General features: G+C 34.5%; 22 protein-coding genes. 4 read left to right on the top strand and 18 right to left on the bottom strand.

Annotation, left to right across the window (positions count from 1 at the left end; translation table 11 throughout):
* Positions 1 to 87: 87 nt before the first annotated feature.
* The 4 genes from ptsP to glcT form a co-directional block, all read right to left on the bottom strand.
* Positions 88 to 1,809 carry a phosphoenolpyruvate--protein phosphotransferase gene (gene ptsP, locus HWV59_RS10275; RefSeq protein ID WP_102231962.1) on the bottom strand — a complete coding sequence of 574 codons (1,722 nt, stop codon included), beginning with the start codon at positions 1,807 to 1,809 and terminating at the stop codon, positions 88 to 90.
* Positions 1,809 to 2,075: a phosphocarrier protein HPr gene (locus HWV59_RS10270; protein WP_102231961.1), complete on the bottom strand. Its 267-nt coding sequence runs from the start codon at positions 2,073 to 2,075 to the stop codon at positions 1,809 to 1,811. Before HWV59_RS10270 ends, ptsP begins: the two co-directional genes overlap by 1 nt.
* Positions 2,076 to 2,171: 96 nt before the next feature.
* Positions 2,172 to 4,277 carry a glucose-specific PTS transporter subunit IIBC gene (ptsG, locus tag HWV59_RS10265; RefSeq protein ID WP_175638791.1) on the bottom strand — a complete coding sequence of 702 codons (2,106 nt, stop codon included), beginning with the start codon at positions 4,275 to 4,277 and terminating at the stop codon, positions 2,172 to 2,174.
* 235 nt (positions 4,278 to 4,512) lie between these two features.
* On the bottom strand, positions 4,513 to 5,352 hold the full coding sequence (gene glcT, locus HWV59_RS10260) for a glucose PTS transporter transcription antiterminator GlcT (protein ID WP_102231959.1): 840 nt from the start codon (positions 5,350 to 5,352) through the stop codon (positions 4,513 to 4,515).
* Positions 5,353 to 5,587: 235 nt separating this feature from the next.
* Here glcT and HWV59_RS10255 point away from each other — a divergent pair, with 235 nt between their 5' ends.
* Positions 5,588 to 6,025: a hypothetical protein gene (locus HWV59_RS10255; protein WP_175638790.1), complete on the top strand. Its 438-nt coding sequence runs from the start codon at positions 5,588 to 5,590 to the stop codon at positions 6,023 to 6,025.
* A 346-nt stretch (positions 6,026 to 6,371) separates the two neighbouring features.
* Here the strand turns inward: HWV59_RS10255 and HWV59_RS10250 are convergent, their stop codons facing one another.
* On the bottom strand, positions 6,372 to 6,641 hold the full coding sequence (locus tag HWV59_RS10250) for a hypothetical protein (protein ID WP_175638789.1): 270 nt from the start codon (positions 6,639 to 6,641) through the stop codon (positions 6,372 to 6,374).
* Between the two features lie 743 nt (positions 6,642 to 7,384).
* Positions 7,385 to 8,344 carry a 6-phosphofructokinase gene (pfkA, locus tag HWV59_RS10245; RefSeq protein WP_102231955.1) on the bottom strand — a complete coding sequence of 320 codons (960 nt, stop codon included), beginning with the start codon at positions 8,342 to 8,344 and terminating at the stop codon, positions 7,385 to 7,387.
* 313 nt (positions 8,345 to 8,657) lie between these two features.
* On the opposite strand from pfkA, the gene HWV59_RS10240 reads away from it, so the two are divergent.
* Entirely contained in the window at positions 8,658 to 9,710 is a 1,053-nt protein-coding gene (locus HWV59_RS10240; protein WP_175638788.1) for an EAL domain-containing protein, read from the top strand.
* Positions 9,711 to 9,788: 78 nt separating this feature from the next.
* Here HWV59_RS10240 and HWV59_RS10235 read toward each other — a convergent pair whose 3' ends face one another.
* Together HWV59_RS10235 and HWV59_RS10230 are read right to left on the bottom strand one after the other, a co-directional pair.
* Positions 9,789 to 10,505, bottom strand: a complete 717-nt coding sequence (locus tag HWV59_RS10235) for a thermonuclease family protein (protein ID WP_175638787.1) — start codon at positions 10,503 to 10,505, stop codon at positions 9,789 to 9,791.
* Between the two features lie 20 nt (positions 10,506 to 10,525).
* Positions 10,526 to 11,623: a M24 family metallopeptidase gene (locus HWV59_RS10230; RefSeq protein ID WP_102231952.1), complete on the bottom strand. Its 1,098-nt coding sequence runs from the start codon at positions 11,621 to 11,623 to the stop codon at positions 10,526 to 10,528.
* A 240-nt stretch (positions 11,624 to 11,863) separates the two neighbouring features.
* Here HWV59_RS10230 and HWV59_RS10225 point away from each other — a divergent pair, with 240 nt between their 5' ends.
* Positions 11,864 to 12,085: a hypothetical protein gene (locus tag HWV59_RS10225; RefSeq protein WP_175638786.1), complete on the top strand. Its 222-nt coding sequence runs from the start codon at positions 11,864 to 11,866 to the stop codon at positions 12,083 to 12,085.
* Positions 12,086 to 12,126: 41 nt separating this feature from the next.
* Here the strand turns inward: HWV59_RS10225 and HWV59_RS10220 are convergent, their stop codons facing one another.
* The 9 genes from HWV59_RS10220 to HWV59_RS10180 all read right to left on the bottom strand — a co-directional run bounded on the left by HWV59_RS10220 (position 12,127) and on the right by HWV59_RS10180 (position 22,324).
* Complete coding sequence (locus HWV59_RS10220) at positions 12,127 to 14,055, bottom strand: heavy metal translocating P-type ATPase (protein WP_175638785.1); 1,929 nt, start codon at positions 14,053 to 14,055, stop codon at positions 12,127 to 12,129.
* A 329-nt stretch (positions 14,056 to 14,384) separates the two neighbouring features.
* Positions 14,385 to 14,885 carry a TlpA disulfide reductase family protein gene (locus tag HWV59_RS10215; protein ID WP_175638784.1) on the bottom strand — a complete coding sequence of 167 codons (501 nt, stop codon included), beginning with the start codon at positions 14,883 to 14,885 and terminating at the stop codon, positions 14,385 to 14,387.
* A gap of 83 nt (positions 14,886 to 14,968) precedes the next feature.
* Positions 14,969 to 16,294: a polysaccharide biosynthesis protein gene (locus HWV59_RS10210; RefSeq protein WP_102231948.1), complete on the bottom strand. Its 1,326-nt coding sequence runs from the start codon at positions 16,292 to 16,294 to the stop codon at positions 14,969 to 14,971.
* A 122-nt stretch (positions 16,295 to 16,416) separates the two neighbouring features.
* Positions 16,417 to 17,490 carry a Ger(x)C family spore germination protein gene (locus tag HWV59_RS10205; protein WP_175638783.1) on the bottom strand — a complete coding sequence of 358 codons (1,074 nt, stop codon included), beginning with the start codon at positions 17,488 to 17,490 and terminating at the stop codon, positions 16,417 to 16,419.
* Positions 17,487 to 18,578, bottom strand: coding sequence for a GerAB/ArcD/ProY family transporter (locus tag HWV59_RS10200; RefSeq protein WP_102231946.1), 1,092 nt, complete (start codon positions 18,576 to 18,578; stop codon positions 17,487 to 17,489). The genes HWV59_RS10205 and HWV59_RS10200 overlap by 4 nt, the downstream gene beginning before the upstream one ends.
* A gap of 14 nt (positions 18,579 to 18,592) precedes the next feature.
* The gene (locus HWV59_RS10195; protein WP_102231945.1) at positions 18,593 to 20,077 is read right to left on the bottom strand and encodes a spore germination protein; all 1,485 of its coding nucleotides are present in this window, start codon (positions 20,075 to 20,077) and stop codon (positions 18,593 to 18,595) included.
* 126 nt (positions 20,078 to 20,203) lie between these two features.
* Entirely contained in the window at positions 20,204 to 20,806 is a 603-nt protein-coding gene (locus HWV59_RS10190; protein ID WP_175638782.1) for a cell wall hydrolase, read from the bottom strand.
* A gap of 392 nt (positions 20,807 to 21,198) precedes the next feature.
* On the bottom strand, positions 21,199 to 21,393 hold the full coding sequence (locus HWV59_RS10185; RefSeq protein ID WP_102231822.1) for a hypothetical protein: 195 nt from the start codon (positions 21,391 to 21,393) through the stop codon (positions 21,199 to 21,201).
* Positions 21,394 to 21,466: 73 nt separating this feature from the next.
* On the bottom strand, positions 21,467 to 22,324 hold the full coding sequence (locus HWV59_RS10180; RefSeq protein ID WP_175638781.1) for a patatin-like phospholipase family protein: 858 nt from the start codon (positions 22,322 to 22,324) through the stop codon (positions 21,467 to 21,469).
* A 307-nt stretch (positions 22,325 to 22,631) separates the two neighbouring features.
* Here HWV59_RS10180 and HWV59_RS10175 point away from each other — a divergent pair, with 307 nt between their 5' ends.
* Positions 22,632 to 22,820, top strand: a complete 189-nt coding sequence (locus HWV59_RS10175) for a YkvS family protein (RefSeq protein WP_026559928.1) — start codon at positions 22,632 to 22,634, stop codon at positions 22,818 to 22,820.
* 37 nt (positions 22,821 to 22,857) lie between these two features.
* Here the strand turns inward: HWV59_RS10175 and HWV59_RS10170 are convergent, their stop codons facing one another.
* A complete protein-coding gene (locus HWV59_RS10170; RefSeq protein ID WP_175638780.1) occupies positions 22,858 to 23,145 on the bottom strand; it encodes a hypothetical protein in 288 nt (95 codons plus the stop codon).
* Positions 23,146 to 23,223 lie beyond the last annotated feature (78 nt).

The raw sequence follows: 23,223 nt of genomic DNA, 5'->3' as shown, positions 1-23,223 counted from the left end.
TCCTTTAACTATGATAAAGGTAGTTTCCCCTATTCATGTTTAAATACACAAAAAGGACAGGCTTCTCAGCCTGTCCTTCTATATAAATTACTTTATTTGAAATGTTTCTTTTACAAATGCAACAACTTCTTCTGTCGTATCCATAGATAAAACAGTTTCTTTGATGCTTTGAGCTTGATCTTTTGATAATCCTTTAATTTGTGTACGTGCTGGAAGAATTGAAGTAGCACTCATTGAGAATTCATCAAGTCCTAGGCCAAGGAGTAATGGAATTGCGATTGGATCGCCTGCCATCTCTCCGCACATTCCTGCCCATTTTCCTTCTTTATGTGCCGCTTCAATTACCATTGATACAAGACGTAAAATAGCTGGACTATATGGTTGGTATAAGTATGAAACTCGCTCGTTCATACGATCTGCTGCCATCGTGTATTGAATTAAATCATTTGTTCCAATACTGAAGAAGTCTACTTCTTTTGCAAATTGGTTTGCCATAACGGCTGTTGAAGGAATTTCAACCATAATACCAATTTCAATGGAATCGGAAACTTGAACTCCATTTGCAACAAGCTTCTCTTTTTCTTCTAAAAGAATGGCTTTTGCTTCTCTGAATTCAGATAGCGTTGCGATCATAGGGAACATTATTTTTAAATTTCCGTAGCTGCTAGCACGTAATAAAGCACGTAGCTGTGTACGGAAAATATCTTGTTCTTCCAAGCATAATCGAATTGCTCTAAACCCTAAGAATGGGTTCATTTCTTTTGGAAGATGTAAGTATGGTAATTCTTTGTCTCCACCGATATCTAATGTACGAACAACAACCGGCTTATCTCCCATTCTTTCAAGAACTGTTTTATAAGCTTCGAATTGCTCTTCTTCTGTTGGAAGCTGATCTCTTCCCATGTATAAGAATTCAGTACGATAAAGTCCTACTCCTTCTCCACCGTTTTCTAATACACCTTTTACGTCATCAGGAGTTCCAATGTTTGCAGCAAGCTCAACATGTTGGCCATCTTTTGAAACAGTTGGCTCATCTACAAGCTTTGCCCATTCAGCTTTTTGAGCTTCAAATTTAGCTTTTTTCTCTTCATATTGAGCGATTACATCTGAAGATGGGTTGATAATAACATCACCATCAAGACCATCTACAATCACCATCACGCCATTTTCAATAGAAGCTGTCGCTTGCTTAGTACCTACAACCGCAGGAATTTCCATTGAACGAGCCATAATAGCTGAGTGAGATGTACGACCACCAATGTCAGTTGTAAATCCTTTTACAAATTGACGGTTTAGTTGAGCTGTATCTGAAGGTGTTAAATCTTCAGCAATGATTACTACTTCTTCTGAAATTAAGCTCGGGTTAGGAATTTGAACACCTAACAAATGCGCGATAACACGCTTTGTTACGTCGCGGATATCTGCCGCTCTTTCCTTCATATATTCATTGTCCATAGATTCAAACATTGAAACAAACATGTCTGCTGTTTCTTTCATTGCAAATTCTGCATTTACACCTTCTGTTTCAATTCTATCTTTAACAGGACTTAATAACTCAGGATCACTTAAAACAAGTAAATGAGCAGCAAAGATTTCTGCTTTATCTGCACCTAATTCACGATTAGCATGCTCTTTGATTTTTTCGAGCTCAGATTTTGAAGTATTGATTGCATCTTCAAACCTGATTTGCTCAGCTTCTTTATCTGCAACAGTTTTTTGTTCTATCTTTAATTCTGGTTCTTCTAAACGGTATGCTTTTGCAATTGCAATACCTGCTGAAGCTCCAATCCCTTTTAGGTTTGTACTCATTATTCGCCTAGCCCTTCATTTTTGAATGTTTCTGCTAAACCTGCAACTGCATCTTCAGCATCAGAACCTGCAGCAATAATTTTAATTTGAGAACCTTTTGGAATACCTAAAGACATAACACCCATAATTGATTTTAAGTTAACAGTTTTTCCGTTATATTCTAAATTTACATCTGAATCATATTTGCTAGCTGCTTGTACTAAAACTGTCGCTGGACGAGCGTGAATTCCTGAATCTGCTGTTACTGTAAATGTTTTTTCTGCCATTTTCATCAATCTCCTTTAAATTTCAACATTTTTTCAAGAGTTTATTTTATCAGCCACACTAGTAAAAAAACAAGTGTGGCAGCTTTATATTTCAAATTAATCTTCGATTGAAATGACATCAGCATCTTTTGCTGTTACATTTCCTTGTGTTTGAACCTTAATTGATTGACCTTCTTTTAAGTTTGTAAACACGATCGGTGTGATTACAGATGGTGCATTTTCTTTTACAAAGTCAAGGTTTACCTCAAGTATTTTTTGACCCTGCTCGACTATGTCACCTTCTTGTACAAACGCTTCAAACCCTTCACCTTTTAAGTTTACAGTATCAATACCAAAATGAATTAATATTTCTTTTCCTCCGTCAGATTGAATACCAATAGCATGCTTTGTTGGAAACACATTCAAAATTTTACCATTTACAGGTGAAACAACCGTTCCATTTGTAGGTAAGATCGCAAAACCATCACCCATCATTTTCCCAGAAAATACCTGGTCAGGAACTTCCGTAATTTCCTTAATCTCACCAGTTAGTGGTGCTACAAACGTTTCATTAACGATTTCGTTTTTGATTCCGTCAGCTACTACATCTTCAACTTGCTCTTGAACTTCTTGTTCTTGAGAATGAGTTCCGGATGCTTTTGGTCGTTTTCCAGACATAACATCTTGAATTTGAGTTTTTAAATTGTCAGATTTAGGACCGAAGATTGCTTGAATATTATTACCAACTTCGAGAACGCCTGATGCTCCTAGTTTTTTCAGACGATCTTTATCAACATTTTTACTGTCATTAACAGTTACACGTAATCGAGTAATACAAGCATCAAGATGTTTGATATTTCCTGAACCACCAAGGGATTCTAAAACCTGTGACGGTAAATCTCCTGCAGTGCCTTTTGTTTGTCCTTCATCAGAAGTCTCAACATCTGCCTCTTCACGACCTGGTGTTGCAAGGTTCCATTTTCGAATAGCAAAACGGAATCCAAAATAATAAATGACCGCTAATACTAAACCTACCGGAATTACATACCACCAGTTTGTTTGAGGATTTAATACCCCGAATAACAAGAAGTCAATTAACCCACCAGAGAACGTCATCCCAATTTTTACATCAAGGATATGCATAATCATAAATGATAAACCAGCAAATATCGCATGGATACCAAATAATACTGGTGCAACGAATAAGAATGAGAATTCAAGTGGCTCTGTAATACCGGTTAAAAATGAAGTTAATGCAGCAGAACCCATTAAACCTGCAACAACTTTTTTATTCTCTGGCTTTGCCTCATGATAGATCGCAAGAGCAGCAGCTGGTAAACCAAACATCATGAATGGGAATTTTCCTGTCATGAATGTTCCTGCTGTTAAGTTTTGTACACCATCGCGAATTTGTGCAAAGAAAATCGTTTGGTCTCCACGAACTGTCTCTCCAGCAGCATTAACATAACTACCAAACTCAAACCAAAATGGTGAGTAGAAAATATGGTGTAATCCAAATGGAATTAATGAACGCTCGATCACACCGAATATAAATGCTGCTAACGTTCTATTTGCATCTAAAAGGTTTGTTGAGAAAGCATTTAAACCTGTTTGGATTGGAGGCCATACAAAGTACATCACAATCCCTAACAATACAGTAGAAGCGGCTGTTACGATTGGAACAAATCGTTTACCTGCAAAGAAGCCTAAATATGAAGGCAATTCAATTGTAAAGAATCGATTATACATTGCAGCAGCAATTATCCCTACGATAATACCACCGAAAACTCCTGTTTGAAGAGTTGGAATACCTAGGACGTTACCATAAGCAGCTCCGTTATTAGCTAAAAATTCAGTAAGCTCCTGTCCACCTTCCGGAAGGGTTCCTACTCCTTTAAGAATACTACTCATCGTAATATTCATAATTAGATAACCAATTAATGCAGCAATACCCGCTACTCCGTCGCCGTTCGCTAAGCCGATAGCAACCCCAACGGCAAACAATACTGGTAGATTCGAGAACACAATATTACCTGCGTTTTCCATAACACTAGCTATTAACACAACCCAATCAGCTGTTAAAAATGGCGCTAAATCAGTAAGTGTCGGGTTTTGCAGTGCATTCCCTATTGCAAGTAATAAACCTGCAGCTGGTAATAATGCAACTGGTAACATTAGTGCACGTCCAACTTTTTGCAGGACGCCAAATGCATTTTTAAACATAAATTCAACCTCCTATTTGTTACTATTTTGCTTAAATAAAAGTTAGTTGAAGCAAGAACACTCTTAGTATTAACCGTTTACAATAATCATTCAATGAAGAATTACATACAAAAAAGGCATGGTGAACATGGCTTTTGATCTGCTATTAGGTATAGTTCCCCAAAATAGCAAATAAAAACACCCAGTTCACTCATGCCTGATCGAATCAGTAACACGTGAATTTTTTCGGTTACAATTATTTATTTGTTAAGCGGTATAAGTGCATCGTTAGATAAACTGCTTCAGCTTCATAAACAGGCTTTTGTAACGCCTGTTGCATCACTTTTATCATTTTCCAAGAAGTATTGTAGCATAGAGGATATTCTTTTTTCAACAATAAAGATAATTTTTCTGGTTCTGAAACTGTTTCACCTGAGTTAACCCTATCTATCGTGTAACGAAGGTGACGAATTAATCTTAGATAATTGACACTGTCACGGTCTACTTTGACCTTTAGCGAATCTTCGATTACATCTGTTAGCAAACTTATTAATTGCGAATACTGATTTACTTCAGATAATGGTTTATTAGCGATTGCGCTATGAATATGAAGAGCAATGAAGCCTATCTCACCTTCAGGAAGTTCAACAGATAATGACTTATTTAATAATTGTATAACTTCTTCTGCTAGTTCATATTCAAAAGGATATAGAGATTTTGTTTCCAGCAAAAAAGGGTTCTTTAAATCCATCCCCTGTTGCAAACGCTTTAAAGCAAAAGTGATGTGATCAGTGAGTGCGATATGGATATGCTCATTAAGCGGCTTTCCTACACGTTCAAAAATAAATCGAATAGCATCTTGAACAACATCAAGCATTTCTTCATCAATATTCGATAATAACATTTTATATTGCTCTTGCTCTTTTTGATTTGTAAGAGCAAACATTTTTTCATAACTTTGTTCCTGAATAATGTCGCCAAACTTCTTTCCAAAGCTAATACCTTTACCAATTAAAACCACTTCTCCGTAAGATTCATGTGAAGCGATTAATACATTATTATTTAATGTCTTTTTTACTTTAAAGGACTCCATCACGAATCCCAGCTCCTTTACATTCAATCTAACATATCGTACAAAAGTTAAGCATAGACGTCAATAAATTTGTCGATTTTTGTAGCAAGAAATAGCTTATTATTAATCAAATATAAAGGAGGTATTTCACTATATAACTTTTTAACCTCAGAATTTTTGTGTACTATTCAATTTTTTCCTAAGCATTCATGAGGAATAATATTAACAGCAAGGGAAAGCTAGTAATGAGGTGATTAATTTGCGGAAACCAACACTATTCATACTAATGGTTCTATTTTTTACGGTTATGACATCTAATTATACTCAAGCTGTCGGACAACAGGATGTAAAAGTATTAAATATCGAAACAAACACTGTCATTCGAGAAGCAGATAGTTCAAATGTTTTTGATCGTGAAGTTAGGGAAGCTATAAAGAGCATTAAAAGAGTTACAGTCCAAGCAAGCCCTCTTCCTAAAAAAGGATATCTCATTAAAATCCCATTAACAGCTACAATAAAAGTTAAAAATAGATGGTTTGACGACTATATTTCTGAGGTAATATTCGTTTATAATTTGGAAGATAAGAATCAACATAGACTCATTTTATATAACGATGATAATACACCATCTTTTTTTGATTTAGAGTATAACTTTGATCAATTATCCAGAGAATTAAATTTCAAATTAAATGAATAAGGAAATACAAAGGGGCTGCTACATCCTCATCTTTATGATATAATTATAACCGATTGACCGTGGATGTTGCCGCATCCACAGTCTGCAGTTTCTAATTGGACCGAATTCTTTGACTTTAAGTAGACCTCAATACGGGTCTATTTTTTTTGCGTAAACGCTAAAATTGCGATGATTAATGAGGCAAAGGAAAACATTGAGATTAAACTTTCATACAAAGTCAACAAGCATCACCTCCTTCCAGAAGGGGCTTGTTCGATCTCATTGAAACTGCAACCTTATTGTACCATATTACGTTAAAAATTAGAACACATGTTCTTATATTGGTTATATTAGCCTACATGACCTTCTAGACTCGTTTAATGATCACCTTCGACTTTTTTGCTTGGTCTAATGTATTTGAAGCTATTTTAACTTTTGCTAATATTCCTTTTAACAACTCATCATCGTCGATATATTTATTTAAATAAATCTCCGAAAATTCATGTATGGCTCTAGCTAATAATTCAACTGCCCTATCCTGCTCACTTACTTTTCCTCCTTTATTATCTTTGACATAGTATTTGATAATTTCATTTGATATCTCTCTAATTCGCTTTGCTTTTTCTAATTCAGTCATTTTCTCTCCTCCATCATGATCAATTGTTTGTTACACATACTTATTAGCCATCATACGTTAAACAATGAGCATTTATGGCAAAAATTTTCTGGAATATATGTTCGATTTCGATGGATAAAAGAATGTATGTTCGTATATAATAAATAGAGAAATGGAGGTGTCTATAGCATGAACTATTTTTTTAGAGAGAGCCTTGAACAAAGTCAACCTATCACCATTATCTACCTGTCCAAAGATCGTTTAATTACGCAAAGAAAAATCATAGTAAAAAAAATAACATCAGACAAATTAATAGCGTACTGTTTTCTCCGAAGGCAAATCAGAACATTTTCAGTCGAACGTATTTTATCAACGGGATTTCGATCAACTCCAAAGGCGATATAGCCTTACACTATTTACCGCTTATTTGTTTTCCTCTTATCACTTAACTTTTCACTATAATACAGATTAGATTGTCTATAGGTTTTACCTTTTTTTTTTAGGGTAATACATAACTAAGCGCGCTACAAATGACATTACTCAATAGAAAAACACAGCTAGACGCATAACAAAGTGGCGCGGCCTAGGAGCCGCAACGATATAAGAGAGGCAGGGCTTATATTTTTAAAGGCGTCAGTAAACACTAATTGAAAATATTCCTCGTTACATAGGAATTTGAAAACAATGAAAACAACGAAAAGAGGCTGGTCAGTACGATTCATATTTCACGTATTGGTCGGCCTCTATCAATATAATAATTTTGTTTAAATTGAGAGTTCTTTAGAAAGAGTATAAACACCTTCTGGAAGAGAGTCTCTTTTCTTTAATATTTCCACAATATCATAATCAACAATTTCCTGCTTTTCCATCCCGATTGCTCGCCCTGCTTTACCCTCTATTAATAATTCTACTGCCCTTGCTCCCAACCTGGAAGCCAATACACGATCAAAACAAGTGGGCGTTCCACCTCTCTGGATATGTCCTAATACAGAGATTCTTGTTTCCAATTGGTAATTATCCATTAATTCTTTTGCAAGTTCACTCGCAGAACAAACCCCTTCTGCCAGAACAATTATGGAATGTTTTTTTCCTCTTTTAATTCCTGTCTTTAGCTTATCAACTACATCTTGTATTTCATAGGGTATCTCAGGAATTATAATAGACTCCGCACCTACAGCTAAGCCTGAAAACAGAGCGATATCTCCGGCGTGACGCCCCATTACTTCAATAATAAATGTTCGATCATGGGAGGTAGCCGTATCCCTTATTTTATCAATACTTTTTATCACAGTATTTAATGCTGTATCGTAGCCGATTGTATAGTCTGTACCTGGAATATCATTATCGATTGTTCCTGGTAAACCTACACAAGGGAATCCCTTCTCAGATAATTTTGCAGCTCCACGGTATGAGCCATCACCACCGATTACAACAAGTCCCTCAATTCCTAAGTCTTTTAATTGATTAATGGCTCTATGTTGTGATTCATCCTTCTTAAATTCCTCAGATCTAGCTGAATACAAAATAGTTCCACCCCGATGAATAATGTCTCCTACAGACCCTAGTTCAAGTTTTATTAACTTTCCGTCCATTAATCCCGAATAGCCTTGATAAACACCATATACCTCGACCCCTTCATGGATACCTTTTCTAACCACCGCCCTTATTGCCGCATTCATCCCTGGTGAATCTCCTCCACTTGTTAGTACAGCTATTTTTTTCAAGTAAATCCCTCCATTTGACAGCAGTTTTTTGATTTTATGACTAATAGTAAGGATGATAACAAAATAATTTATTATGATAGACCTTATTTTTTATTACTTTAAAATAGTGTATAGTTCCTTTTTACCAAAATATTCCTTATTTTTAGACTTTCCTATCTTTGTCCTTTCTAAACACTAGTCTACGCACTTCAATACAGGAAAACAAAGGAGTTAAATCATATCTTTATTTCTTTAACATGTATTTTTGTTTAACTTTTGTATAATATTTGGTAAAATGAAAAATAACTCAAAATATGAAATGGAGATTAAAAAGATGGACAGTTTTTGCAGATCCTGCTTTAACCCTCTTAGAATACATAGCAGTGGATTTCTAACCATTTTCTCAAACGATGATGAAAATCTTGAAACTATCTTAATAGATCTTCATTTTCAAAAAGTCAAGAAGAACTTTTATCGTATTTCTTATGATTGTAAAAGCACTTTAAAGGAATATCTTTCTTTTATTCGAAGTGAACTTATAAACGATTTATCAGTCTACACCGGATCCATTCACAATACATCAAACCTAAGTAATTTTGATATTTATTCTTTAGAGACAATTTACAATCACACCTTTTATGAAAACACCATAAAAGTAATTAAAAGTGGAGAATTCACTAGCTTTTTACAACCAATTGTCTCCATTAAAAACAGTGAATTATTTGGTTATGAATCCCTTCTTAGAGTAAAAGATCAATCTATTTTTCCCAGCAAGCTATTTGAAATTGCAAGAAAAACCGATATGCACTCTATTTTAGATAGAAAGGCTCGAGAAATCGCAATTAAAACACGACGCAATAAAATTCCACCAGGAATAAAAAGCTTTATTAATTTCCTTCCTTCTACCATTTATAACCCGGAGTACTGCCTAAAACACACATTTGCTATTGTCGAAAAATATGATGTAAATCCAAATGATCTTATTTTTGAGGTTGTAGAAACTGAGAAAATTCATAATGTCAATCATCTAAAATCAATCTTCACAACTTATCGAAGTTACGGTATAAAGGTTGCCCTTGATGATGTTGGTGCAGGATATTCGACACTTGATATGCTTGCTAAACTTCAACCTGATTACATTAAAATTGATCGACAGTATATAAAAGATTGTCATTTTAATAAAGATAATCAAACTTTCTTAAAGGATATCTTACTATTAGCGAAGGGATTAAATATTACGGTTTTAGCCGAGGGAATTGAAACTAAAGATGAGTTTGACTATTTAAAACATATAGGAATCGATCTGGCTCAAGGATATTACATTGGAAAACCTAGTCCAAATCCATTAGCGGTTTGGAATGATAGGAATAAATTGAACGTTATTTAAGCTATTCACATCCGAAAGGAATGTACATCATTATGACAATAAAGAAGACATGAACATTATAAACGTCCATGTCTCCTTTTATCTTTTCACAGCACGGTAACCTGCTTCCACGGCTTCTTTTTCTGTACAAAATATTTCTTCAGGCTTTGTCACATTGTAGGAAGGAGATTCCTCTGTATGAAAAATTTTTTCTCCCTTTGAATTTATGTTTCCTTTTATCTTACAGCTCGAATTAACCTTGGATTCTTTTTCGTTCACTTCTTCCTGCCATTCATCTTGAAAGCCCTCATTCGTTGCATAGTTTTCTAAACTCCAAATACCGATTTCTTCTTTTTGAGCTTGCTTTTGAATTTCATAAAATTCATCAATATATTTGGTATTTGGTTCAAAAACATATGCTACACGAGCAAGTCCATTTTCAAGCAAACGTTTATTGATCATCTTGTTTTGATGGTAAACGTAAGCAAGCAACCGCCCGTACTTGTCTCTTTCTCCTATCCCCAATTCAACTTGAATTTCTTCTCCGTTCAATTCTTCTTTCAAGAAGTTACTTGCTTCACGTCCGAATGGTTGAACCGGTTTTGATGGGTGAACTGTTTCTGGTGTGTCAACTAACAACAACCTAATTGTTTCCTTCTTTCCATCGATCATTACCTGAAGTGTATCACCATCAACCACCTTTGTTACTTTTGCATCCAAGAGGAGTGAACTTGAGGAATTACTTCCACAACCTGTTGTTAAAAAGGTAAGAGTTAGTATAAGAAAAAATAATTGGCTCATTTGCTTTATTTTCATAATGATAAATTCCTTTAAACCTACTTTATGATAGTAAACTCTTTCGGGAATTTTGTTAATGTTTCAAATCCTTCCTTTGTTATAACCACATCGTCTTCTATCCTCACACCACCTATTGCTGGCAAATAGATACCCGGTTCAATTGTATAAACCATTCCTTCTTTTAAATATTCATCATTCGTAAAACTCATTGATGGGTACTCGTGAACATTTATCCCTAGACCATGTCCAAGACGGTGTGGAAAATAGTCTCCATACCCGGCATTTTCTATTATTTTTCTAGCGACTGTGTCTAAATCACCTATTCTTGTTCCCGCTTTACTTTCTTGTAACGCAGCCATTTGCGCTTTAAGCACAGTGTTGTAAATTTCTTTTTGTTCTTCTGTAGCTTTTTTATAAACTACAGTTCTCGTTATATCTGAACAATAACCCTCCAGCACGACTCCGAGATCAAAAAGGACAAAATCTCCTTCTTTTAGTGCTCTTAGCCCTGGATTACCATGTGGATCACCTGATTTCTCACCGAATAAGACCATCGTGGAAAAAGACATTTCCCGAATTCCTTTTTTCTTTAATTCATACTCAATGGTTGCTAATACTTCCATTTCAGTAACACCAGTTCGAAGAGCATCTACCCCAACTTGAACTCCAAAATCTGCCAGCTTAGCAGCTTCTCTCATGATTTTTATTTCATTTTCATCTTTTATTACGCGAAGTTGATTTAATTTTTCTTCAGCAGATAATATTTGCGGTTGACCTGTAATCTCCAATAATACCTCTGCACGACTATATGATGTAACATCCTTTTCGATAGCAAGCTTTTGAATAGACACTTGTCGTTGTTTTATTGCTAGATCAATTAACTCCCAAGGATCTTCATGATCACTATAACCGATCACTTCGTAAGTCCACCCTGCAGATTTAGCTTGATTTACTTCCATGTTTGGACAAACAAAAAAGGGATCTTGCTCTTTAAATAGGAAAATCCCCATTAATCGTTCATGTGGATCTGTATAAAATTGAGAAAAATAAAATACATTTTCCTTCGATTGAACAAAGCATAAATCGATATTTTGATCCTGAAGCCACACTATTACATTTTCTATTCGTTGTTTCATATTGTCACTACCCTTCAAAAAACTTCATTTTCATCATAACAATCAGCAAAAGAAAGTACAATTGATACCGATTCACTCACTATGCTTCATGTTTACCAACCCATTCAACTTCTAAAAATAGTAATAACATCGTGAATATTTGTAATCTGTTTTTAACATTTCGTTGATACTAAATCGGTTCTTTTTCTTGTATAATAATTCTATAAAGCAATCTTTCTTCCTATCAAGGAGTTGTTCTTTGTGCATCAATGGGTAAAACGTCACTTAATTTTAATACTTTGTATTATAGGGATCTTTTCTCCAATTGTAGGTATGATGTTAATTGATACCTATTATTATAGTACGATTATCGGGTGGATAATCGGCTTCTGCTGCTTTGTCACATCTTACATTATTCTTAGCAAACGTCCTGATGAAGAAGAAGTTCCAGTACAGACAACAGAAGAAACAATTAATATGTAACAATAATAAGAGAGATATCTAAGCGATATCTCTCTTATTGTTTATACTTCTCTTAATAAACGTAATCCATTTAAGATTACGAGGATTGTACTTCCCTCATGACCAATTACTCCCAATGGCAGATCTAGTACTTGAAAGAAGTTTGAGCAAATTAACAAAGCGATTACGGACATTGAAAAGACGATATTTTGTTTAACAATACGATTCATCTTTTTAGATAAAGTTAATGCAGATGTTAATTTAGATAGCTCATTTTTCATTAAGACGATGTCAGCTGTTTCGAGAGCAACATCTGTTCCTTCTCCCATAGCAATCCCGACATCTGCTGTTGCTAATGCTGGAGCATCATTTATTCCATCACCGATCATCGTGACGGTACCGTATTTTTCCTTTAATAACTTAACTTCTGTTACCTTATCTTCTGGTAAGCATTCTCCTTTATATATGTCGATATTTAGTTCCTTTGAGATTGCCTCAGCTGTTTCTACACTATCTCCAGTTAACATGACTGCTTTTATCCCATCATCTTGTAACTTTTTAATAGCTGCTTTAGCCTCCTCCCTTACAACATCTTTTAAGGCGATGATACCGATGATTTGACCTTTACGTTGAACATAGACAATCGTTTTTCCATCTTTTGAAAGTGTTGCACTTATACCATTTTGAAAGAAATCTGCTTCATCTCTTCCAACAAAATCAGCTTTTCCTATTTTCCATTGTACTCCATGAATTGTTGAACTAACACCAAATCCCGATTTTTCATCTACTGAAGCCATTTTCACTACTATCAATGGCTTATCTTGATTTATTTTCGTTACAATCGCTTTTGCAAGTGGGTGATTAGATTGATTTTCAATAGATAATACCGCTTCAAAAAATTCTTCGGTATCCACATCCTCTAACGTCAGAATATCCGTTACTTCTGGTTCTCCCTTAGTTAAAGTACCTGTTTTATCAAAAACAACAACATTTGTTTTATTTAGTCTTTCTAAATGCATTCCTCCTTTAAAAAGAAGGCCTTTTCTTGCACCGTTTGAAATTGCGGAAAGTGTTGCTGGCATAATTGAGGCAACAAGCGCACAAGGTGATGCCACAACCATGAGTACTAACGCACGGTAAATCGTTTCATTCCAACTCCATCCAAGTAAAAAATGAGGCAAGATCATCATTAAAGTAACCATGATTAGTACAGCTTTCACATAGGTTCCTTCAAATTTTTCTATAAACTGTTGGGAAGGAGATTTTTCTGACTGTGCTGATTGAACAAGATCTATGATTTTTTGAAACATCGTTTCAGAACTTTTTTTTGTGACAGATACAGTAATGGAGCCATTACCATTTACTGTTCCAGCATAAACTTCATCATTAAGATTTTTTTCAACAGGCATTGACTCGCCTGTTATCGCGGATTGGTCTATTGATGTTCTTCCGGACAAGATATATCCGTCTGTAGCTACTCTTTCACCTGGTTTAATTAAAATTATATCTCCTATTGTTAGAGCCGAAACATGAACACGCCGCTCTTTTCCATTGGTAATAAGTAAGGCCTCTTCTGGCTGCAGGCTCATTAGCGCAGAAATTTCACGCTGACTTTTGTTCATCGTATACGTTTCTAGTGCACCACTTAGAGCAAAAATAAATATTAAAATTGCCCCCTCAGCCCAGTACCCAATAATGGCTGAACCTATTGCTGCAAAAATCATCAGCAATTCTACATTTAGTGTCCGATCTGCAATGGTATCCTCGATCCCTTCTTTTGCTTTGGCAAATCCACCAATGACAAAAGCTAATATAAATAACGGAATCGCCACTTTTTCATTTCCTTGGACGTTATAGTACCACCCAAACCCAATTAGAATTCCCGAAACAATCGCATTGATTAACTCAATATGTTCCATCCATTTCAAATATACTCGATTTTTATTAGATTCACTTTGATGTTTAATTTGTGATACGCTATTTAGTTCCATCCTACTCCACTCCTCTAATTGAGAATAAGATTCATCATCAGTATCTCAATACTATTTCCTTTTTTCTTTCTATTCCGCTCAAAATATCTATAAATTAGAATATAATATGATTATAACAAACAATAATTCTTTTTCAAGTAATAATTATTATAATTATTACTTTATAATAATTATTAATAACGATAATCCTTCTCACTAATTTCCCTTACCCATTACAATTGAAATTTAAGCTTATTTAGGTTAAAAAAGTGGTACGATGACAATTACAATCACATTCCCTTAGTAGCTTGAAAAAACAACAAAAAGAAACAACTGCGATAAGCTGTTTCTTACATTCCATCTATAATTTGACTTAGCATTTCTGCTGTAACAGGTCCTAATACCTTTTTTATAACCATACCTTTTTTATTAATAATAAAAGTAGTTGGAATGCCAATAATTTTATACTTTGCCGCAACCTCACCATTCACATCCATAAGTACGGTAAAAGGAATGTTGGAATGATTTATAAATTGAAGTACTTCTTGTTTGCTCTGCTCTGAAGAGGTAAGGTTTACGGCAATTAAATCAACGTCTTCTTTTTTTGCTTCATAAAAAGTTGTTAATTCCGCTAATTCTTCTTGACAATATGTACACCAAGTTGTCCAGAAATTAATAACAACTATTTTCCCCTTTAGTTCTTCTAAACTTAGACTTTTACTTGTATTGGTTTCCAATGTAAAATTATGTGCGTTTTCTCCCTGCTCTAAGGCACTTCCATAAGATGTATTACTAAATGTAACGAAAGATACTATGAAAAGGAAAAAAACAAACTTACTTGTTTTATTCAATTGAACCACCATCCTGAATTCATCTTGTTATTACTTTTACCAACAACAAAAAAGGTATGTATACATCTCTGCATACATACCTCTTAATAGGTGAATTTTTTCTTTAAGAAGTAAACACTAACCCCCAACTTCTTACAAATTGTCACATAATGCATAAGCATTAAAAGTACAGCCCCCATATTCATTCCGATGATAATCCCCTTCATTTGAAGACTTTCCATAGAACCGAGCAGATACATCATGCCGAATGAGATACTATGAGACCATATAGTTTGGAAAAGTGCATCCTTCACCATTCCTAAACCGATTAAATAAGCCTGCATCGGAATTATAAAGAAGTGAAATAAAAAGTAAGGCCATAGTAATTGTAAATAGACAGATGCTGCAGATGAATCAAAAAACAAATGAGTTAATGGTTCCGCGTATAAATACATGGCTATACTGGCAGCTATACCATAAAGCATGGTAATAACCATTGATTGTTGAAGAAGACGAATTAATGTATTGTTATCATTGTTTGCGTATGCTTCTGATACATTTGGGATCAACATAACCATTAAGGAATGTCCAATAAAAGCGGGAAAGAAACCAATTGACATCGCTACACCAGCAAGCATGCCATAATGCTCGTTTGCCATAACAGTGGAAAAACCAGCTGCCACCAGTGCACCCTTTACGAGAAATGGCTGCAGAGCATGTGTAAGAGAATGAAATAGCCTTAAACCAGTAGTAGGTAGCGAAACTGTAAACAGAGCACGTCGTACTTTACTGCCCCTAATATATTTATTATTTTCCTTTCTAAGAATTTGGACTTCTATGAAATACATAGCAACTAAATACGTACATACAAGGAGTTCACTACCTATTAATGTGGCTAATGCTATTAACAATGCAACTTCTATGTTAAATTGAAACGACTGATAAACCCAATAAAGGATAGCAAGTTGAACGACTTTTTTCAAAAAATTTGAAACTGCAATTTTCCCCATATGCTGTACACCCATAAAATATCCTCTGGCAATGGAAGAGAACGCAACAACAGGGATAAGCAAAAGAAAAAGCCATTTTACAGATGAATGATACCCGTGAAACACCGGCAAATACGGTAACACGATCGCTGTAAAGGCAGTGAACAAACAAGTAAAAATAATGGTTAGTGTTAATGTGTGCTTTAACATGTAATAATGTGTTTCACGCTGTTTTTCTGCTATAAACTTTGAAATAGAAACAGGAAGCTCGAGACTGGCGATAATCACAATGAAGAATATAATCGGCAGAATGGACATGTACATACCCATCCCTTCCTCACCAAGCTCCCTAGCCAAAATCATATTAATGACAAACTCCAAGCATTCTCCAAAAAAGGCGGCAATTACAAGCAACAATGTTCCTTTCACAAAATTATTCATGGTGTCTTTGTCCCCTTATCTTTTACAATCCATTTGTAAAGGATATGAGACAAGGTCCATAAATAAAACAAGCTTTCATTACTTTTATTTATTTTTTTACATTTTGTCTATTTCTAATTAAACTAATCAATCACACCAGATTCAGATATCTGCACTTCTGCATGAATATCTACAGTTAGCTCAGGAATTCTTTCTCTCCACTTTTTAATATCAAATGTGCGAATTTTCGAGCGAAGTTCATCACCGATTCCAATTGGGTCAATTTTTAACTCTTTGAATTTCTTAATTAATGCCATAGATTCTTTTTCTACTTGATCCTCAAATGCCTTTGCAATCTGTTCCTTCACTTTTGGGGTAATTTTTTTACCAGTGTACTCATTTATAAATCCATCAATCTTCACGTCCATTTTTACTTTTAGCGGGTTGGTTGAAACAACCTTCAGCTTCCTTGAAGAAGAAATACTCCTTACAACTGCTGAATCATCTGAATCGGGAACCTCTACAATGTGAGACCCTTTTGTGTATTGATCTGTAAGTACCTTAAAAAAAAGTAATTTATTGTTTGGGAGTTCTCCTACCACCTTTTTATCATCCATTAACACAATCCCATCAATTTCAACACTGCCGGTTTGATCGTTTTTCTTTAATATAGGCAGAAAAGGATCTTGACCTTCCGAGTAATGTTGATATAAAAATAAATGTAAGTTTGTTCTGGGTAAATCACGACTTAATTTATTATGTAAAATTAAGTTCGTTAAATACCGCCCAGCACCAATAGTTGCAAATTCTGCCTCCAATATATCTTTTGCTTCATTTCTCGTTACAGCCAATAATAATCTTTCTCCAATTGATGCATCACGCTGCAATGTATCCACAATCTCTGATAAACCTTGCTTTGCTAATTTTTCTCCGAATAAAGCAATTTGTAATTTACCAATTACAAGAGGATCAGGAGATTGTTTCTGCATTTCAGACATTACATCTCTGCTAAGCTTTGACTCAGAAGTAATAAGATAATCCGTAACAGGTTGATCCTTCATGTATGTATTAACATTTGCAGATCCCCTAATATTTCCATCTTCTGTTAAATCAAATCCAGCTGCAACAATTAAATTCACATCATCAATTACTTCTTTTTCTACACACCCGGAAAGTAGAATGAAGATAGATATTGGTAATAAAATTCTTTTTTTCATTTTTTTCTCCCCTTTATTTTCCCCATAATAATATTAGAAATAAAGATAAACGGGATATAAGCGAACATGATATAAAAGCCCAATTGTCCCACAAGATCATTTAATATGTTAATGTGCTCTCTTGTTTGTGAGATGCAAAGAATGATAAACGACCCTAAAAGGACAATTAAGAGAACGATTCTTTGATTTACTTTAAATGTATCTTTTAAACATCTGCTTGCACACCAGAATGTTAAACAAATATTGGGTAAGATGATTAAACACCAATTAGCAATTCCAATATATTCAAATCGTTCAACAAATGGCATCTCAATAATTTTCCATATCGTTAGAGTAGCCCACACGTTTTTTTGAAGTTGCTCTTCGCTAAAATAAGCAAGTGAAACCAACATGATTAACGTGTAAATGATTGTGCTAAAGGCTACAGCTAAATGTGCCCACTTCTTCGATCTTTCCGGATTTTTTATAAAAGGATAATAAACAAGCAAAGCTTCAAACCCAACGATTGTTAGAGACATGCTTTTTGTAGACTGAGCGAAATCTTTAACTGAATGATTCAGAGGCGGGGCAAGATTACTCAGATCTGAAAATTCCAGTGGAAACAAAAAGGTTAACAATACATAGGCCGGAAGAATAACTCCAAAGAAACTAATACCTGTAACGACTCGAAACCCTCCTGATATGATATAGTAGACAAGTATTAAAAATACAAGTGAAAACACCCATACATTTAAGTCTGTAAACATCCATACCTGAACAATTTCAATATAGGTTCTAAGAACTGTTACCGCTAATATAAAAAAATAAATAGCTATAGCAACACTCAACAATCCCCCGATCCATTTACCAAAAAGATTTCGGTGAACTGTGATCACGTTTCCTCCAGAGTTTCTTAAAATTCTATATAGCATCCAAACCGAAATGTGTACCAAGATACCAGCTAAAATAACACTAATCCAAGCATCTCTCCCTGTTTTTTCAGCTACAATTCTTTGAAAACCTAATACACCAACTCCAAATTGTAGTGAATGAATCAGGTAAAAAACTAAAAAATGAGATACTTGAAATCGTTCAGCTATTTTTATCATGGTACTCACCTCACTTATTCATCAATGTCTTTGTTTTTTCTTGCTTTTTTAGCTGAAAATCGAATTGGCTTTTCAGGCCGCAATTGTTGAGGTCGTTTTGACATTAATGAAAATGGTAAACGAATTAATGAATCTTTCATATCAGCTGTTCTAGGTGGATAGATTGGTTCTAAAAAAGGTCTTCCCAGTGAAGTTAGCCTCAACAAGTGTGTCATTAAAAAACAAAAACATAGTACTATCCCTAATAATCCTAACCACTCAGCAAACAACAGAAACGGGAATCTTAGCATTCGAATCGTGTTGCCCATTGCATAAATTGGGGTCGTAAACGATGCAAGTGCTGATAAGGCCACAATAATAAGTAAAATATTACTTGTTAACCCTGCTTCTACGGAGGCAGTACCGATTACAATCCCTCCAACGATACCAATCGTTTGACCAACCTTTGTCGGAAGTCTGGCTCCTGCTTCACGTAATAATTCAATAGTTAATTCTAAAAAAAGAGCCTCAAGTAATGGAGGTAATGGAACCTCTCGTCGAGATGAAATAAGGGTATTTAATAAGTCATTAGGTATTAATTCATAATGATACGATAAAGCTGCAACATAGATAGGTGTAATTAAAATAGAAAATGCAACTGCAAATAACCTAACCATTCGTATAAATGACGCATTTACCCAATTGTAAAAATAATCATCAAAAGCTGAAAAGAATTCAACCAATGTTGTAGGTCCTATTAGTACATGTGGCGATCCATCCACCATGACACCAACTTTTCCTTCAGCTAGAATAGAGGCAACCCGGTCAGGTCTTTCTGTATCTAAAAGCTGAGGAAATGGTGAATTGTGATTATCCGATATCATCTGAGTAATAAACGAACTATCGCTTATTTGATCAAATTGAATCTCATTTATTCGTTGTACAACTGTACGAAAGTTTTCTTCATCAACAATTCCTTCAACACATAAAATGGCTACTTTTGTCTTAGATAGGTCCCCTACCTGTAGCTCACGTATTCTTAATTTCTCATCCGGAATTCTTTTTCTAATTAAATTTATATTCGACTCAATCGCTTCTACAAATGCCTCTTTAGGCCCTACAACACTAAATTCGACCTCCGGAAGTGAAACATCACGTGCCTTATTAAGAGTTGATTTAATGAGTAAACAATGGACACCATATTCTGTTAGCGTAACTAGAATATATCCATCAAGGAGCTTATCTTTAATCGTATTTGTATCCGTAGTTATAAGAATCTCTTCAATTGGAATCGCATTTTTCAAATCCAAAAGTGATTTCCATTGATTACTTTTTAGTGCCGGCATCACCTTCTTTTGAAGAGTCTCCGTATCAACTAATGTACGAAAATACGAGAACCAGTATTGTACATTGTTATTCTTATCACAATATTGAATAAAATCAGAAGACGTTTTCATTTTATTGACAACTTGTACAATTGACTCCTGCACTATGTTATTTTCCGACGTTTTTTTGCTCATTTATCCACTTTGCACGCTCCATTTAAGTCGTTTTTCTTAGGTTTCCAACTTTTGTTATATTTATGCAAATGAGGTTTTTAGAAATAAAAAAGGAGCACCTTATAAGGTACTCCTTTAGCATCATAATTATTTTGCAAAACGATGATCACCGATGGTTATCGTCACTTCTCGTGAGGTAATCCAAGTGCTTGTTGCTGTTTTCGGATTATAAAAATACAGTGAGCCTTTTCCCATTCCCCTAAATGCTAATGCTTCTTTCACAGCTGCTTTTGCAGATGCATCCGCAATTTGATTAATTGTTCCATTTTGAACAGGAGTAAATGCATAATAGCCTTGGTCTTTTTGATAGATAACACTCTTTATATCATTTGGAAACAATGAACTATCAACACGGTTTAATACAACAGACGCAACCGCAACTTTCCCGGCAAACGGCTCGCCTTTAGCTTCTGCATGAACAAGTCTTGCTAATAAATCCATCTCAGACGTTGTTACACTTTGAGGGATAACTAACTTTTCCCCTACAAATAATAAATTTGAAGTTTTATTATTTGTTGACTTTAACGTTTTAACAGGTACTCCATACTTTTTACCGATGATCCAAAATGTATCACCTGATTTTACTTGATGTGTTGTTGCAGCATTAGCTTTTGATTGTGGAGCTGTAATCGCTACAAGCGATAAAGCTAATGTTGAAACAGCAACAAGTTTTATGATCGTTTTCTTCATATAAATTTTATCCTCCCTCAGGTTTTTCATGCGTTCTCTTGGCTACATACACAAGCCTAACAGGAACACTTCTCTATATCACCCCTCAAAATCTGGTAGACATTCCATAAGTTAAAAATTGTCTTACGGACAAAAAATAAGTAACCCTCCTTTAATCACAATTACTAACTATTAAAAAAGACCCAGCACTCTTAATTTTTTCACTATAATTATTGAAATAGCTTTGGTGTCAGTCAGTTTTTTATCCTCTATCTTTGAAAAAAAATAGTTTGATCTGCTCATTTTTTTATCCCAAAAATAAAATATGCTCTCTAAAACATCCAAAGTTTTACTTATCTATAAAAAGAACACAAATATGATACTACGAAAAAAAGAGCCAAGAAGTTGGTTAACTAACTTCTCGGCTCATTTAAATAACGATAGACAACATGTCCACCTTGTTGTGCGATCCCGCGAAAATGCTTAAAATCCTCACGTGCTACAAGAACCTCACGAAATGGTAAAAAGTGCTCTTTTGTTACATAGTATTCGTGTAACTCTCCATCCCTTAATTGATTTAGAATGTCATTGATCATTTGCTTATCCATCATTTTCCCTCACTTATTCAGCACTTTAAAATTCATTATAAAAGAGTATTTTGTTTCAGAATAGTTGATCGTTTTAGTTGGTTGTTTTTAACCACTCTTCCAGACGATTAAATTCCTTCTTTGCATCTTCCATACCAATTGAATATAATTCTTCAAGTTTTTGTTGATTTCTTTCAATTCTTCCGACTTTCAAAGCTGAGCTCGGTCTAATCACAAAGACTTTTCCTTTTTTTTCTTGTTCCTTAATATGTTCAATAGTATCATTGTACATTTTATATCGAGTTAAGATTGCTTCTATTAATTTAGGATACTTACGGTACGTTTTATTTAATACCCAACTAATGTTAGATTTTTTCTTCAAATAAGATTCTTCTCTTGTTAGCACAACAATATTACGTTTATTACCATCCTCTTCTGCTTTTTTAATAGGAACAGAATCAGTGATTCCTCCATCTAATAATTGTTTCCCTTTATATTCTACTATAGGAGCAATAAAAGGTAATGAACTTGATGCACGGATAACAGTTAACATTTCATTTCCATAGTCTAGTTTATTGTAATAAACAGGCAGACCTGTTTTACAATCAGTTGCCGTTATAACGAATTCCTCTGCCCCTTTATAAAAAGTGTCATAATCAAATGGAACAAGTGAATTAGGAATTTCATCAAAAATAAAATCCATTCCAAATAATTGCCGATGCTTAACATAATTTTGAAGAGATAAATATTTTGGATGTGTTACATAATCTATATTTACCTTCCGATTTCTCCCTTTTTGTCTCGATAAATAAGAAGCGCCAAAGCATGCACCAGCTGATACACCTATAACATATGGAACATACAAATCCTGTTCCATAAAAACCTCTAAAACACCAGCTGTGTATATTCCTCGCATGCCTCCACCTTCTAATACTAAACCTGTATCTTTCATGCAGAACGCTCCTTTGATTGAACTCTTATGTTAATATAACATAAATCAAGCTTGCGATCAGTTCTTGAATACTAGTAAACATTAACACTCCTCCTTACCATGTGAACTCAATAGATATTTGTCATAAATTTGAAAAACTAAGTAAAAACGCTTTACTTACGAAAAAAAATAGTGTTAAATAATTCTAATAGAGATTATCTATTTTTTATTAGCGCCATTGGCTCACGGCGTTAAGCGTATACGTAAATGATTAGATAGAGAGAGAAAAAAGGTCTAATCGTAGAAGAATATGTAAAGGAGCGAGGCAATGAAGATCGCTAAAGTTGGCAGTATCATTGAATTTAAAGATGGATTAACAGGTGTTGTTGAGAAAGTAAATGAAAATTCCGTTATTGTTGATTTAACATATATGGAGAACTTTCATGATTTAGATCTTGATAGACGTACGGTTGTCAATCATAAAAACTATAAAATTATCAAAGATTCATTTTCTTAATAAAAAACAACGAGAAGGATAATTAATCCTTCTCGTTTTATTTTTCACCTTTAGATTCAGGTAGAGGAGACAAAAAAGTTTGTCCACATACTTTGCATGCATAATCACCAGCATATTCTCCTAAATAGCGCTGTTCAATTTTTGGGTGATCGCATTCTTTGCTATTCTTTTTCACCCATTCATTTCGCAGTTTAGCAGCTTCATGGAATTCCAATTTGGCACCTCCGTAATAAATCACGTCTTTACTTATATTTATTTTATTATTAAATTTATATGGTATGCTTAAAAATTTTTCAGAAAAACTTGGCTTTTCCTCAAGTCCCATTGGAGAAAACCAGTTTGCTCAAGCTATTAATAATTCAGATTTAAAGATTTTAACAAAGCAATACTATTATAATTTGCA

It is taken from the genome of Metabacillus schmidteae (assembly GCF_903166545.1).
Lineage (GTDB): Bacteria > Bacillota > Bacilli > Bacillales > Bacillaceae > Metabacillus > Metabacillus schmidteae.
This window is presented reverse-complemented; position numbering and strand designations above follow the sequence as displayed.